General features: G+C 30.2%; 16 protein-coding genes. 9 read left to right on the top strand and 7 right to left on the bottom strand.

Annotated elements, in window-relative coordinates; translation table 11 throughout:
• The first annotated feature begins 20 nt into the window (after positions 1-20).
• Together ACWOBP_RS07370 and prfB are read left to right on the top strand one after the other, a co-directional pair.
• Positions 21-464: a DUF1307 domain-containing protein gene (locus ACWOBP_RS07370; RefSeq protein WP_455338137.1), complete on the top strand. Its 444-nt coding sequence runs from the start codon at positions 21-23 to the stop codon at positions 462-464.
• Positions 465-618: 154 nt separating this feature from the next.
• Positions 619-1,737 (top strand): peptide chain release factor 2, encoded by a 1,119-nt coding sequence (gene prfB / locus ACWOBP_RS07365; RefSeq protein WP_455338136.1) that lies wholly within the window; start codon positions 619-621, stop codon positions 1,735-1,737.
• Positions 1,738-1,792: 55 nt separating this feature from the next.
• Here prfB and def read toward each other — a convergent pair whose 3' ends face one another.
• Entirely contained in the window at positions 1,793-2,347 is a 555-nt protein-coding gene (gene def / locus ACWOBP_RS07360) for a peptide deformylase (protein ID WP_003147283.1), read from the bottom strand.
• A gap of 255 nt (positions 2,348-2,602) precedes the next feature.
• Here def and ACWOBP_RS07355 point away from each other — a divergent pair, with 255 nt between their 5' ends.
• Positions 2,603-4,294, top strand: a complete 1,692-nt coding sequence (locus ACWOBP_RS07355; RefSeq protein WP_455338135.1) for a M3 family oligoendopeptidase — start codon at positions 2,603-2,605, stop codon at positions 4,292-4,294.
• Positions 4,295-4,522: 228 nt separating this feature from the next.
• On the top strand, positions 4,523-5,257 hold the full coding sequence (locus tag ACWOBP_RS07350) for an HAD family hydrolase (protein WP_455338134.1): 735 nt from the start codon (positions 4,523-4,525) through the stop codon (positions 5,255-5,257).
• Between the two features lie 52 nt (positions 5,258-5,309).
• Here ACWOBP_RS07350 and ACWOBP_RS07345 read toward each other — a convergent pair whose 3' ends face one another.
• From ACWOBP_RS07345 to ACWOBP_RS07320, 6 genes are all read right to left on the bottom strand, one after another.
• Positions 5,310-6,248, bottom strand: coding sequence for a hypothetical protein (locus ACWOBP_RS07345; RefSeq protein WP_455338133.1), 939 nt, complete (start codon positions 6,246-6,248; stop codon positions 5,310-5,312).
• Positions 6,249-6,335: 87 nt separating this feature from the next.
• Positions 6,336-6,758: a hypothetical protein gene (locus ACWOBP_RS07340; protein WP_455338132.1), complete on the bottom strand. Its 423-nt coding sequence runs from the start codon at positions 6,756-6,758 to the stop codon at positions 6,336-6,338.
• Positions 6,759-6,818: 60 nt separating this feature from the next.
• Positions 6,819-7,007, bottom strand: coding sequence for a hypothetical protein (locus ACWOBP_RS07335; protein WP_448912844.1), 189 nt, complete (start codon positions 7,005-7,007; stop codon positions 6,819-6,821).
• Between the two features lie 2 nt (positions 7,008-7,009).
• On the bottom strand, positions 7,010-8,062 hold the full coding sequence (locus ACWOBP_RS07330) for a hypothetical protein (protein WP_455338131.1): 1,053 nt from the start codon (positions 8,060-8,062) through the stop codon (positions 7,010-7,012).
• 48 nt (positions 8,063-8,110) lie between these two features.
• On the bottom strand, positions 8,111-9,037 hold the full coding sequence (locus ACWOBP_RS07325; RefSeq protein WP_455338130.1) for a helix-turn-helix transcriptional regulator: 927 nt from the start codon (positions 9,035-9,037) through the stop codon (positions 8,111-8,113).
• A 328-nt stretch (positions 9,038-9,365) separates the two neighbouring features.
• Positions 9,366-10,067, bottom strand: coding sequence for a nicotinamide mononucleotide transporter family protein (locus tag ACWOBP_RS07320; protein ID WP_455338129.1), 702 nt, complete (start codon positions 10,065-10,067; stop codon positions 9,366-9,368).
• Positions 10,068-10,460: 393 nt separating this feature from the next.
• Between ACWOBP_RS07320 and efeO the strand changes: the two genes are divergently transcribed.
• From efeO to ACWOBP_RS07295, 5 genes are read left to right on the top strand one after another with little or no spacing between them, the layout of a single operon-like run.
• Positions 10,461-11,339 (top strand): iron uptake system protein EfeO, encoded by an 879-nt coding sequence (efeO, locus tag ACWOBP_RS07315; RefSeq protein ID WP_455338128.1) that lies wholly within the window; start codon positions 10,461-10,463, stop codon positions 11,337-11,339.
• Between the two features lies 1 nt (position 11,340).
• On the top strand, positions 11,341-12,576 hold the full coding sequence (gene efeB, locus ACWOBP_RS07310) for an iron uptake transporter deferrochelatase/peroxidase subunit (RefSeq protein WP_455338127.1): 1,236 nt from the start codon (positions 11,341-11,343) through the stop codon (positions 12,574-12,576).
• The gene (locus ACWOBP_RS07305; protein WP_455338126.1) at positions 12,554-14,251 is read left to right on the top strand and encodes an FTR1 family iron permease; all 1,698 of its coding nucleotides are present in this window, start codon (positions 12,554-12,556) and stop codon (positions 14,249-14,251) included. Before efeB ends, ACWOBP_RS07305 begins: the two co-directional genes overlap by 23 nt.
• Before the next feature lie 10 nt (positions 14,252-14,261).
• Positions 14,262-14,975 (top strand): twin-arginine translocase subunit TatC, encoded by a 714-nt coding sequence (gene tatC, locus ACWOBP_RS07300; protein ID WP_294681548.1) that lies wholly within the window; start codon positions 14,262-14,264, stop codon positions 14,973-14,975.
• Entirely contained in the window at positions 14,975-15,169 is a 195-nt protein-coding gene (locus ACWOBP_RS07295; RefSeq protein WP_294681546.1) for a twin-arginine translocase TatA/TatE family subunit, read from the top strand. The genes tatC and ACWOBP_RS07295 overlap by 1 nt, the downstream gene beginning before the upstream one ends.
• The last annotated feature ends 149 nt before the right edge of the window (positions 15,170-15,318 follow it).

Here is a 15,318-nt window from a genome sequence, read left to right as displayed (position 1 = left end):
AGGAGGTATTTCTTATTATTATGAAGAAAATATTCACACTTTGCACCCTATTTTTATCCCTTCTTATTATTTTAACAGCTTGTAGTAATGAAAAAACAAAAGTATTTACTACTAAATATGGAAATAATCAAGAAAATGAAACAACACTAACTTATAAAGGAGAAGTTGTTAATAGATTAAAAACTATTTCTAATATCACTGACCTAGGAACCGATGAAGAAGCAGCCTATAATAGTATAAAGGCATCTGTCAACGAGGAGAATAAAGATATCGATGGACTTTCTTTCGCTATTGATAAAAAAGATGGAAAAGTAGTTATTACTTGGGATTTAGATTTTACTAAAATAAACTTCGAAAAAGATAAAGATCGCTTACATTTCAAAAAGTCTTCTTTAGATGAAGAAAGAAAATTAAACTATATCGAAGAAGAACTTAAGAAAAATGGTGCTGTTGAAAAAAAATAATATTTTGTAAATAAAGTGTTTATTAGTTAGAACTTTTATACTAATAAACACTTTCTCCTTACAAAAAGTAGTGTAATTTCTCCTAGCTTCCTTGTATCTTCAGTAAAATTCTTGTATAATAAGTAAACGAAAGAAGTTAATAGAGGTAAAAATTTTGGAACTTATTGAACTTAGAAAAGAACTCGAAGAAATTAACAAAAAAATAACTGAATTTAAAACTTCATTAAAAATAGAAGATAAAACTGAGCGAGTTGCTGAAATTGAAAATATGATGCTTGAGTCTGATTTTTGGAATGATAGCGATGCTGCTAGCCTATTAGTTACCGAATCAAAAAGTATAAAAAAAGAACTCGATGAATTTAGTGAAATGATAGACTATCTAGAACACTCTGAAGAGATGGTTGAGTTTTTAAAAGATGAAGATGACGAAGAAATTTATCAAGATTTACTAGAAACAGTAGTCACTCTTAAATCAAGCGTTGAAGATTTTAGCTTTAGATTATTATTCTCAGAAGAATATGATAACAACACTGCTATTTTAGAAATACATGCCGGTGCTGGTGGTACTGACGCAACAGACTGGTCAGAATTAATGTTACGTATGTATGAAAGATTTTTCACAAAACAAGGATTAAAATACAGCTACTTAAACTATCAATCTGGTGATATCACTGGAGTTAAATCAGCAACTATAAAAATTGAAGGTGATTTTGCATATGGTCTATTAAAAGGAGAAAAAGGAGTGCACCGAGTTGTTCGTATTTCACCTTTTGATCCATCGGGAAAAAGACATACATCATTTGCTTCAATAGATGTTATTCCAGAATTTAATGATGACGAGATTAATATTGAAATTAATAATGAAGATTTAAAAATAGATACTTATCGTGCTCAAGGTGCAGGTGGGCAACATATTAATACCACTGACTCTGCTGTTCGTATCACTCACCTACCTACAGGTATCGTTGTTCAATCGCAAGCCGAACGTAGCCAAATAAAAAATAAAGATGCAGCGATGAAAAATTTAAAATCAAAATTATATCAACTTGAAATAGAAGAAAAAGAAAAGGAACTTGCCGCTATTCGTGGTGAACAAAAAGATATCGGTTGGGGATCACAAATTCGTTCTTATGTATTTACTCCATATACAATGGTTAAAGATCATAGAACAAACTACGAAGTATCTACAGTAGATAAAGTAATGGATGGTGAAATAATCGATTTTATTGATGCTTATCTACATTATAATATGAAAGAAAAAGAAGTATTATAGACAAATACACGCAAGACATTTTAACTGTCTTACGTGTATTTATTTTATATTTTAATTATAGTTTTTCGTATTCAGCTGGTACATCAAATGGATTTTCTTTATTAATATGATCGTAGAACATAACTCCATTTAAGTGATCAATTTCGTGTTGGAAACAAATTGCTGGTAAATCTGTTAAAGTTAAAGTAACTTTCTCATCATTTTCATTATAACCAACTACTTTAATTTTTGAATAACGAGGAACATATCCTTTAATTTCTTTATCTACAGATAGACATCCCTCTCCACCAGCTAAATAACATTTTGCAGCTGAGTTTGAGATGATTTTTGGATTATATAGTGCATAAGAAACTGTATCTTCTGGAAATTCCTCATCAGGAATGTGCACTGCAATCATTCTTTTTGAAACGTTGATTTGTGGCGCAGCTAATCCTATTCCAGGTTTTAGTCCTAATTTTTCTGCTTTTTCATCATCTTGTGAAGCAATAACATACTCTAATAATCCACGTAAAATAGCTTTATCTTCGTCTGAGATAGGACTTTTTACTTCTTCAGCACGTGCTCTAAGCGTTGCATGTGGATCAATAATTATATCTTTTGTTGTAATCAAATCTTTTCTCCTTTATTTCTAATTATATATTACGTTACCTTCGTACATACTTAATTATTTCATAAATAAACAAGAATGTCAAAGGTCAAAGTTTCCTTATTTACAGTATTTTAATATTAATTTCACACAAAATATCACTGTAATTTTCTTTCTATATTTAAAAGTTTTCTGAAATTTATTTTTGTATTTTTATTTGTTTCATGATATGATATTACTATTGATAATTTATAAATGAAATTTTTAGGAGGGTGTATTATGACTTTTGAAAATTACCAATATACAAGACCAAATACAGATCAATTAAAAGATCAATTAAAAACATTAGTAGAAAGACTAAACTCTGCAAATAGTGCTGAAGAAACACTAGAAATTTTTAACGAATATAATAAACTTCGTGATAATGTAAGTACTATGGCACAATTATCAGAGATTCGTGTAACAATTGATACAACTGATAAATTTTATGAAGCTGAGCAAGAATTCTGGGACGAATTTGGTCCTGAATTAGATTCTCTTTACAGCAAATTTGATGAAGCAATATTCAATTCGAAATTTAAAGAAGAACTAAAAAAAGAAATTGGGGAACATTACTTCAATCTTATCGAAACTTCTCTAAAAGTATTTAGCGATGAAATCATTGAAGATTTAAAAGAAGAAAACAAACTTTCTTCAGAATATACAAAACTAACTTCAAGTGCTAAAATTCCATTTGATGGTGGTGAACACAACTTAAGTGGTATGGCTAAATACACACAAGACGCTAACCGTGAAACTCGTCTATTAGCGAACCAAGCTGTAGCTAGATTCTTTAAAGAAAACTTAGAACAATACGATAGCATCTATGACCGCATGATTAAAGTTCGTACTCGTATCGCCAAAAAACTTGGCTTCGAAAACTTCGTTGAGGTTGCTTACCTACGCTTACGTAGAACAGACTACAATGCAAAAGACGTAGCAAACTACAGAAAACAAATCTTTGAGGAAATCGTTCCTGTAGTTGAGGAACTTAAAAAAGCTCAAGCTAATCGCCTAGGAATTGAAAAACTTTCATTCCACGATGAAGGTGTAACATTCAAATCAGGTAATCCTACTCCAAAAGGCGATCGTCCAACACTAGTTGATTACGCAAAAACAATGTATAAAGAATTATCACCTGAGACTGATGAGTTCTTCACATTTATGACTGAAAATAACTTATTAGACTTAGATACAAAGCCAGGGAAAGCTGGTGGTGGTTACTGTACATTTATTCCAAATTACAAAGCACCATTTATCTTCGCTAACTTTAACCAAACACCTCATGACGTTACAGTTCTAACTCATGAAGCTGGACATGCTTTCCAAGTTTTCCAAAGTAGACATCATATGCCAGATTATGTTTGGCCAACATACGAAGCTTGCGAAATTCACTCAATGAGTATGGAATTTTTAACTTGGCCTTGGATGAACCTATTCTTCCAAGATGAAACAGAGAAATTCAAATACTACCACATGGCAACATCAATCAAATTCTTACCATATGGTGTTACTGTTGATGAATTCCAACATGAAGTATACGAAAACCCAGAGCTAACTCCAAAAGAACGTCGTATGAAATGGTTAGAAATCGAAAGAAAATACTTACCATCTCGTTACTATGAAGATATTCCTGAACTCGATGAAGGACTATTTTTCTACAGACAAGGTCACTTATTCGGTGCACCATTCTACTACATCGACTACACTCTAGCTCAAGTTTGTGCTTTCCAATTCTGGAAAAAAGCTAACGAAAATAGAGAAAATGCATGGAAAGAATATCTACATCTATGTAGACTTGGTGGAACTAAACCATTCTTAGAGTTAGTTAAGGAAGCTAACTTAGAAAATCCATTCGAAGATGGAACTATTTCTAACATTGTTCCAGAACTAAAAAAATACATTGACTCTGTTGATGCAACAAAATTTTAGAAATTTTAAAGTTTGGCTCTAAAGGTTCTGAATTTTAAAATAGCCTATATAAGAATTCATAGACGCAGTGATTTATTGATATCTAAATTCATTTTATAAAAACTTTTTAGATCTCTAATAAACTTTGCGGGAGTGACTCGACAAAATCAATTTCTCCGAAATCACGATTTTTGGGTCACTCCCTTTAACTATATAGAAACAACATTTTTTAAATTAGGAGGACAAAATATGAATGAAAAAAAGATAGCTGCATTTTTTGATATTGATGGAACTCTTTACAGAGATTCTTTAATGACAGAACATTTTAAAAAATTAATAAAATACGAAGTTGTAGATGAACGTTATTGGATAAATGGAGTAAAAGACAGCTATATTAATTGGGATAAGCGCTTTGAAGATTACGATAACTATCTGTTTGGTGTTTCTGAAGCTTATGTTCAAGCAATTACAGGTTTACATAAAAAGTATATCGATTTTGCAACTGAACAAGTAATGAAATTAAAAGCAGATCGAGTCTATAAATTCACACGAAATATTATAGAAGAGCATAAAAAAAATGGACACCTAATAATTTTTATTTCTGGAAGTCCTGATTATCTTGTGGAAGCCATGGGAAAAAAACACCATGCATTTCTTGCAATTGGTAGTAAATACATTATGAAAGATGAAAAATTTACCGGTGAAGTAATTCCAATGTGGGATGCAGATAGCAAGAATAAAACTATCGATAGACTAGTAGAAAAACACAATATCGATCTTGATCAATCTTTCGCTTATGGAGATACTAATGGAGATTACAACATGCTACGACGTGTCGGTAATCCAGTAGCTATGAATCCAAGTCGTGAACTATTAAGCAAAATTAAAGAAAATAAAGAACTATCTGACAAAGCAACTATTCTTATCGAACGTAAAGATGTAATTTATAAAACAAAAGCTAATATAGATATCATAGAACTATAAAAGAAAACTCAAGGTACGACATTATGTCATACCTTGAGTTTTTTTATTAATTCTATGTATTGTATAGGAATTCAGAACCTTCTTCACTATTAAGATTAACTCCAGAAACCAATCTATTTCCTACTTTTTTATAAAGCTGAGGTTGAGTAGTAAAAGTAATCTTACTTCCATCTTCCTTAATAAGTTTGAAGCTCTTGCCATTTACAGACCATTCAATTTTTTCTCCATTATATTTTTTTAGAAGATATCCTTTATATCGATTAACAAGATCAGAGCTCATTTTTCTAGCTCCTTCTTCACTTGTTGCTCCACCTATCCCTTGAGCATCTGCAGGCAATGAATTACTATCATTTAATAATGCAGGATTTGGACCACCCAATTCAACATCAGATCTTTTTTTCTTGCGCTCAAACTCTCTTGCTTTTTCGGCAAGTTCCTTAGCCTTTTGTGCTGCTTCCTGGGCTTTATCATAAAGCTTATTACCCGCATCACTTAATAATTGTTTTAGACTATTATTATTGAACTTATATTTTTCTAATATTTGAGAAAGATCCTTATTAAAGTTCACATCTAGTTTAATATTTTTTATCTCTTCTTCTGCTCTCTTATAGTTTTCAATATCAGAATTTAACCAATTTATAGCGGCTGAAAAATTCGAATTTGTATCAAGTTTTTTAGCACGATCTAAACTATCTTTTGCTTCATCAATTTTTTTATCATTTAAACTAATAGATGTATTCCTAACCTCTTTTGCAACTTTAATATCAGTTTTAATCGTAGGAATAACCTTCTGCGCAACATCAGTAGTTAGAGTTTCTAAGCCTTTTGCTCCAGCTTCGAAATCGTGACTGATATTAATCATATCAACATATTTTTGATACTCTTCTTTTACCTTCTTATCTTTTCCACTACCAAACATAAAATAGTAAGCTGTAGCACAAATAATGAGTGCAACAATGACACTCGAAAATATAGCAATACTTTTTTTCATATATATTCTCCTCTAATATAAAATATCCCCATTCTGTGATTTATAAAACTATTATCTCATAGAAAATCATATTTTACTAGAAGTAAATTAACATACAATATGTTTATATAGGTTTGATAATAACTTGTATTGCTCTAGATACGCAGAAAATTTTAATTCATGTACTCTTCCCTTATTATAATATCTAATAGCACATTCTTTTTTATTATGATTATAATCTAGCCCCACAATATTCTTGTAGTATATCTTATAACCCAAAAACTTATAAAACCTTTTAATAGAAAAGATTTTTAAGTACTCTTCCCTAAAATATATATCACAATCATAACTAAATGAAATCCCATAATTTACACGATCTAAAACTGATAATTCATTTCCTTTTAGTAGTATATTTATCTCATTTCTAATTTTAGAAATATTAGAATTATACTTTTTTAGATAATAATCAAAATCCGCTGTTAAAAGTATCCTCTCTACATTAGTTAAAGTATTAAAATTAATCGTATCCATATAAAAAACCTCCTTAATATACTTAGTATATTAAAGAGGTTGGACAGAATGTGGGAAAAACTACTCTTTATTTTTAGCGTTTAAAGCTAATAGACCTACTTGAACTACTACCACTCCTGCTGCAGTAATTCCTTTTATTATAGTCTTTATTTTTCCATTGTTTTTATTTCGACACGCTTCACATTTATTATATTTATATCCTTCTTTTAATAATTTATTACAATTTTTTCCTTTACATATTTTTGACACCTTTATTCTCCTTCTATACAAAATATATTATCTTCTAATTTTTCTTCAATTAATAACTTATTTTCACTATTATAAGATAATTCTTTAATATTAGCTTCTAAACTTGGCACTTTCTTCGTCCAATAATTTTCAGGTAACGAGTCCATAGAATCTAGTCGTTCAATCAATCCTTCAACTTTAAAATAAGATTTATCTAGATAATTTCTATAATAATCTAAACTCTTTTTCATTGATTCTTCTTCACCTAAAACTTGATATCCTATTGCCGAAACTAAGGATGTTATATTCAAAGCAGATAAATTTTCTCTTATTTCTGAAATTCTCATATCTATATCTTCTTGTTTTGATCCTCTAATAAATTTTCCAATAGTACTTTCAGGCTGTTCACTTATAAATTTTAAATTTGAACTTTGACTAAGCATTAATAGATTTCTCGAATCTTCTGCAGAATGTATAACGCTTAATAATGCTTGTTGTTTTAAGATTTCATTTTTTATCTCCATGGCTTGAATCAGTTTTTGTTGACAACTATATGCTAAGGCTAGTCTGTCATTTTCTAAACCTACTCGCACCTCTTCCACCGCTAACTTAATTTGGTTAATTTCTTCGGCAATTTCCTTCATTTTTAATTGAGCAGTATAATCTGCTAAGGCTTCATTTAATTTCGGGAACTCCTTAAATTGTTTTAATTCTATATTAGCAACCATTTTTTTCGTATCAGAATCTCTTAATTTAGCTATTAGTGAACCATCCTTTTTAGTAACAAACTCTATTACTCCCTTTTTTAATTTTTCTTTTTGATCATCTGTCAGCACAGCTTGTAGAGATTCTTTAGGAACCATAGCTTTTAAAGTATTAATAAATACTGGTGCTTCATAGAGTATATTTTCCATTTTTTTCAAAATAGTATTTTTGTTCTTATTAAAATATTTTTTTAAACCTACATTATCTATATAACCACTATTCTCTTCACTATATTCCACTATAATTTCATTACCATCATCCTTTATAATTTCCTTAGCTTTTACATCTATAACTACATCTTTATTATCCATTAATTTCCTCCATACATATTAATGCTAGATATTTTACAAATATTATCTCTATATCTCCCTCTCTTCTATTATCTTTACATTTTCTCCTTGACTATTTAGCCACATCTTTATTCCATCACCATAGCTTTCTGCCACAATAGTATGAACTTTATCTTCTAATTTTATGACCTTTGCTGTTGGTAATCTATCCAACATTGCTTCAAGCGATGGTCCACTAAATTCAAATGTAAATTTCTTTAATTTACCTCCGTACATAAACTGGATTCTCTTACGAAATTCTCCGTCCTCGAATCTATCTCTATATGGAATATAGAAAGTTTCGTCTTTATATTTAATATTACTCATTCTATCAATTCGAAAGACTAGTGGTACATCTTCTTCATTAGTTATTCCATAAGCTATTAAATAAAAATAGAATTCCGAGAACATAATGGAAATAGGGCGTACTTCTTTTTTAGTTTGTTTTTTATCCATTCTAGTATAATCAAAGGTTATAACTCTTGTTTCTCTAATTACATTCGACAGACTCCACAATACCTCTAGTAAATCTTTTCCATGCTTAAGTTCAGTGTAGTAAAATTCTTCATTGTTAATCAACTCTCTTACATGTATCTTACTTTCGAGACTTAATTGATTTTGTAATTTTTTTAATAATAAAGACATCTCTTTTTTATTAAACGCTCTACTTTCTAGCAAAATTTTACTAAGTGCTAAAATATCCTGTTGAGTAAGAGTATTATCACTTTCACTAACAGCTGTATAAATATACTCTTTGTTCTTTACTTTTATTTCAAATTCACCGATTTCATCTTTCTTCTCAAAAAGATAAGCACGTAATTCATCTATATCCCTTTGAATAGTCTTAAGAGAAACTCCATATTCATTAGCTAAATCTTCTTTTACTAACCTTTCTCCTCGTCTAAGTCTATCATATATTTCTAATCCACGAAACTTCTTATCCCTTGAATCACTCAAATTATCCGCCTCTTTCTAATTAACCACTTAAAGTCTTATTTTTCATTATACATTATAAAATATCCTCTTTCAACCAATTTTATTATTGTTATTTTCAATAATAACAACTATATTTTATAAACATATTTTACATTAAACGTTGGACATATTTTGTCTATTTTAAAAAATAAATTAATTTTTTCCCTTTGTCGAAAATAATGATTCCATTCTTAATTTTTAAAAACCAGTATTAATAATGTAATTTTAAAGGATACCTCAAATAAAAAAGCTGTTGACTCCCGCATCCTTGCAGTCGTCAACAGCTTTAAATCTATAATTGTAGTTTATTTTATTCTTCAGAATCTTTCCATACAAATAATGCTCCAACACTATTAATGATGTAAAAGATGTATTTACCAACGTTAGCGAAGTTTCCTTGAACTACTGCTTTTGTAAGTTGAACAATATTATATAGTAACCAGAATGGCCATTGTGTAGTTAGCTTAAATGTATTTAATCCATTACCCATTAATGAGAATGCAAATGCAATTGTAGTTATATATGCAAGAGTACTCATCTTACCATGATATCCAATGTAGTTTGTTGCATATGAGAATACAAATGAAAGAATCGCAATTGCTGTTAAAACTGTATATAATTTTGCTTTTGACATTGTATTTGGTTTATCTGTAGATTTATTCCATACATAGATCGCACCCAAATAGATTAAAAATGTTACAGGGTATGTGATAATCGCAGCTTTGTTACCCAGGATATAATCAATAACTCCTGATAATACGGCATTAATAATACCTAAGTAGTTACCAAGTTTACTTAATTTTCCTGTGAATCTTGTAGATAGCATTGAGATACCAACATTAATTACAGAAATAAGTCCAAATGGTACAAGTGCAGTCCATGGACCCCAATCAACGAATTTATCTAATCTCGTTGCTAAATAACCTGATGCAATAGCAATACTAATTACTAAAACAACCCCTAGTAAATCAAACCATTTTGATGTTGCGAATACTTTTAATTTTTGTTTCATAAAGCCTTTTATTCCTTTTTTAAATGTATCACATTAAGTTAATGTAATCTTAATTTTTTAGGTTCTTAGTAGCTTTTTTATAACGCTTACTAAAAATCTACTTTCATTATACACCAAACATTTTCCACTTTCAATCAATTTATTTTTATATTTTCATTATATTGTTATATAATATAAATATATTTTTAAAAATAAAATACTATATTAACTCTTATTTTAAACATTTATCTGATACATAAAAAAGAAAATTCTATTTTTTAGTTTCATTAAAACAATTTTATTCACCTTATAAAACTTTTCTTTTTATATCAATTTGTTTCTTATCACTTTACTTTCTAACTGATAATGATTATAATTTATAGTAGATTAAATTGAAAGTGAGTATATTTATTAATGAAGAAAAATAAATTATTTATGGCTCTAATGGCTGGTACTATCGTTATTAGCGGATGTGCTGCTAAAACTGATAAAAAAGAAGAAAACAAAACTGCTCAAGTTGATACATCTAAAGATACAAAAGAACAGCTTAAACAAGCTACTGATCTTTATAAAAAATTTGTAGAAAACCAAGTAGATACTCTACTTAAAGACACTGAAAAATTCGCTGAAACTATTAAAGCTGGAAATCTTGAAGAAGCTAAGAAACAATATCCGGTTATTCGTATGGCTTATGAACGTTCAGAACCTATCGCAGAAAGTTTTGGTGAACTAGATGTAAATATCGACTTCCGTCTTGCTGACTACTTAGAAGAAAACAAAACAGAAGAAGGATGGCGTGGATTCCACAGAATTGAAAAAATTATGTGGGAACAAAATACTACTAAAGGTACTGAAGAATACGCAGACCAACTAATAAAAGATATTAAAGAATTAAAAGCTAAAGTTGCTACTGTTGAAGTTACTCCAGACTTAATGGTAACTGGTGCTGTGGACCTACTTAATGAAGTTGCAACGCAAAAAATTACAGGAGAAGAAGAAATTTACTCTCACACTGACCTTTACGACTTCAAAGCTAATATCGAAGGTGCTGAAGAAATTTTCAAAATCTTTAAACCTCTAATCGAGAAAAAAGATAACAAATTAGCTAGTGATTTAACTGAAAAATTTGCTACAATAAATAGCTTATTAAACAAGTATAAAACTGATGAAAAACACTATAAACTGTACACTGACTTAACTAAAGAAAATACTAAAGAACTTTCTGAAGCAGTAACAAAATTAGGAGAACCACTTTCTCAAATGGGTGTAATTTTAGACGAAGAGGCTAAGTAATATGGAAGAATCTGGTAAAAAATGGATTGACAAAAAAATAACAAGACGTGATTTCCTAAAAAAAGCAGGAATAACTGGAGCAGGTGCGGTTGTTGGAGCTTCTGCACTTGGTGGATTTTTCGCAAACAAAGCTGAGAATAACAGAGCTATAGCTGATGGAGAAGAAAAAATCACATTCTATGGTAAACACCAAGCTGGAATTACTACTCTTATGCAAAAATGTGTTTATTTTGTCGTACTAGATTTACACTCAACTAAGCGTGATGATGTAATCGACATGTTTAAGCAATGGACTAAATATAGTGAAAAATTAATGAACGGTGAACTAGTTGAACCCGCCCTTAAAAACCATTATTTACCACCAAAAGATACTGGAGAAACGGTAGGGTTAAATCCCTATCGTTTAACTCTGACATTTGGAGTAAGTCCAAGTTTCTTAAAAAAAATGAACTTAGAGAATAAAAGTCTTGAAGAATTTAAAGACTTACCTCCTTTCGCTAGAGAACAATTAAAAGAAAAATATACAGGTGGAGATATTTGTATTCAAGCTTGTGCAGATGATGAACAGGTAGCCTTCCATGCAGTACGTAACCTAGTTAGAAAGGCTCGTTCTACTGTAACTATGAAGTGGAGCCAATCTGGTTTTGCTGCTATCGGTAATCGTCTTGAAACACCGCGTAACCTATTTGGGTTTAAAGACGGTACTGCTAATGCAACTAAAGAAGACCAATTTGATAAAATTGTTTGGTGTGATAAAGACAACTGGATGAAAGATGGTAGCTACATGGCTGTTAGACGTATTCAAATGCACCTTGAGACATGGGATAGAACAAGTTTAAATGAACAAGAAAATACTTTTGGAAGATATAAAGATAGCGGTGCTCCTTTCGGTGAAACTGATGAATTCGCCCCAATTGATCTTAATAAAAAAGGATCAGATGGGAAACCTTTAATTCCTGTAACTTCCCACGTCCACTTAGCACATAAACCTGGTGTAGAATTATTAAGACGTTCTTATTCTTATTCAGACGGTATAAATGAGACTACAGGACAATTCGACTCTGGTTTACTATTTATCTCTTTCCAAAAAGATCCAAAACAATTTATTACTATTCAAAATAGCTTAGGAAATGAAGATAAGATGAATGAATACATAACTCACATCGGAAGCGGTCTATTCGCATGTTTTGGCGGAATTAAGGAGGGTGAATATATTGGCAAAAAACTATTTGACTAAGATTATTTTAGCTTTTATAGTACTTTTTAGTTTTAGTTCACCATTTCTAAAAAATATCGTAGCAAAAGAATCATATAGTAATCTTTTTATAAAAATTACCGATGCTAATACTGCAATAAAAAATAATGAACAAGACAAAGCTAAAAAATTAATTGAAGAATTTAAAGCAGAATTTGAAACAACGAAGAATTCAGATTCTGAAGCTGGAAAAAAAGTTAAACAAACATTAAAATCAAATGATATTAATGAAGAGCAACTTAGAGAATTATCAACTGCTCTACTTGCTTTTGAAAATGAACAAAATCCTTTAGACGTCGAAGCAGAGAAAAAAGCTTTTAAAACAAAACTTTATCCTGCATTTGATAAATTAGAAAAAGCAATCAACACTAAAGATGTTGAAACTATGAAAGCAGAATATGTTAAATATAATGCTGCTTGGGTTCGTAACGAAGGTATCGTAAGAACACTTGAACCTGCTTACTACGGAAAAGTAGAAACAACAATGTCATTTCTACGTAGTTCTATGGAAGTTGAGCCTTATGACTATCAAACTACAAAGTTATATTTAACAGATTTAAAAACTCACCTAGATGATTTTCTTGCTGGGAAAAAACTAGAACAAAATTCAGAAGTTAAGACGCTTGATCAAGGGATAAAACTTCTTGAAGATAGTCTTACAGCCTTTAAAGAAGGTAACAAAGCCCAAGGTTCACAGAAAATGAAGAAATTCATTGAAGTTTGGCCTATTATTGAAGGTGAAGTACGTACACGTAACGCTTTACTATATACAAAAGTAGAGAGCGAAACTCCTATCATTATGGTTAAGGGTAGTGAAGAAAAGTATCAAAACCAGCTTAAAAACTTAATCTCAGAGCTTTCTAAAATTGATACTAAATCTAACTATACTGCTATAGATTCTATGCTGATTTTACTTCGAGAAGGTATTGAAGCATTAATAATCGTCTTATCTTTAGCAAGTGCATTAAAAGCTGCGAAACAGAAAAAAGGATTAATCTGGATTTATGCAGGTGCCTTAGTAGGTATTTTTTCTAGTATACTAGCAGCCGTTATTTTAAAATACTCATTCCCTGCTCTATCATCTGGTACTAACCGTGAAATCATCGAAGGGGTTGTTGGTATCTTTGCTGTAATCATGATGATAGGTATTGGAATCTGGCTACATAGTAAGAGTTCTGTTAAAGCATGGAAGAAATATATGGATACAAAGTTAAATCTAGTACTTTCTACTGGAAGCTTTGTTTCTATGTTTACACTTAGCTTCCTGGCAGTATTCCGTGAAGGGGCAGAAACTATTTTATTTTATGCTGGTATTATGCCATTAATCACTACAGCTAACCTACTAATCGGTATAGCACTTGCTATTGTCGCTTTAATAATTATCGGTATAATCATGGTTAAAGCTTCTGGAAAATTACCTATTAGTAAAGTATTCCTAGTATTATCTTGGTTAATATACATTCTAGGATTCAAAATGCTTGGAGTAAGTATACATGCTTTGCAAATAACTGACATCCTATCAAATCACATTATAGATTATCTACCTACTATCGAAATTTTAGGAATTTATCCTAGTTTTGAAGTAGTAATAGCTCAACTAATTTACATTATTGTTGTAGCCATTAGTATATTCTATGAAAAATCTAAAAATAAATAGGTAACTAACGATGAAATATGGAGATAAAGTTTCTACCGTGGATCATCTAACCGAACTTAGAAAGAGACTAATACTAAGCCTTGTGTTTTTTATTGTCTCTTTCATAGTTAGTTTATTATGGTCAGCGGATATTTATAAATTTTTAACTAGTAATTTTAATAATAAATTGATTGTTCTTGGACCTAATGATATACTATGGATATATCTAACTCTTGCAGGACTTTGTGCATTCACATTTTCAATACCATTTATTTGTTATCAAATATGGGCATTTATAAAACCTGCATTGGAAGAAAGAGAAGCTCGTGCATTACTAGCTTATATACCAGCGGTATTCATTTGTTTTTCAGTAGGATTAGCTTTCGGGTTCTTTCTAGTAACTCCTGCTATCTTAAATGTACTTCTTTCTATAGGAGATGATTTATTCAATACTCAATTAACAGCTCAAAACTATCTATCATTCGTCATTAATACGACAATACCGATAGCGATACTTTTTGAGTTTCCTGTTATTGTTGCATTCCTAACATCATTAGGTATATTAACACCTACCTTCTTAACTAGGAATAGAAGATATGCATATTTTATACTAATTGTAATAGCAGTAGTAATTACGCCTGCTGACTTTATTAGTGATATCGTTATGTCAATACCATTAATATTAATTTATGAAATTAGCATTATTATTAGTAAGTATATTTACAACAAAAGAGGTGAAAAGTAATGGGATTTTTACGTGATATAGGAGCACCTGGAGTTATAGTACTTATTATAGCCGCTCTAATAATCTTTGGTCCTAAACGTCTACCTGAACTTGGAGAATCAATCGGAAAAATGTTCACATCATTTAAAAAATCAATTTCAGGACTTACAGAAGAGGAAAACTCAGATAAAAAAGACGAAAAAAAAGATAACTAGGAAAAGACTTTACAATATGTTTTTTGTACCGACCCCAAAAAGTTAGACTAAAAAATCTAACTTTTTGGAGGTCGGTATTTTTATGACTAAATATAATTTTGAATTTAAAAAGAAAGTCGTACTAGAGTATATAAATGAAAACATAAGCA

This window comes from Gemella parahaemolysans, assembly GCF_053758945.1.
This window is presented reverse-complemented; position numbering and strand designations above follow the sequence as displayed.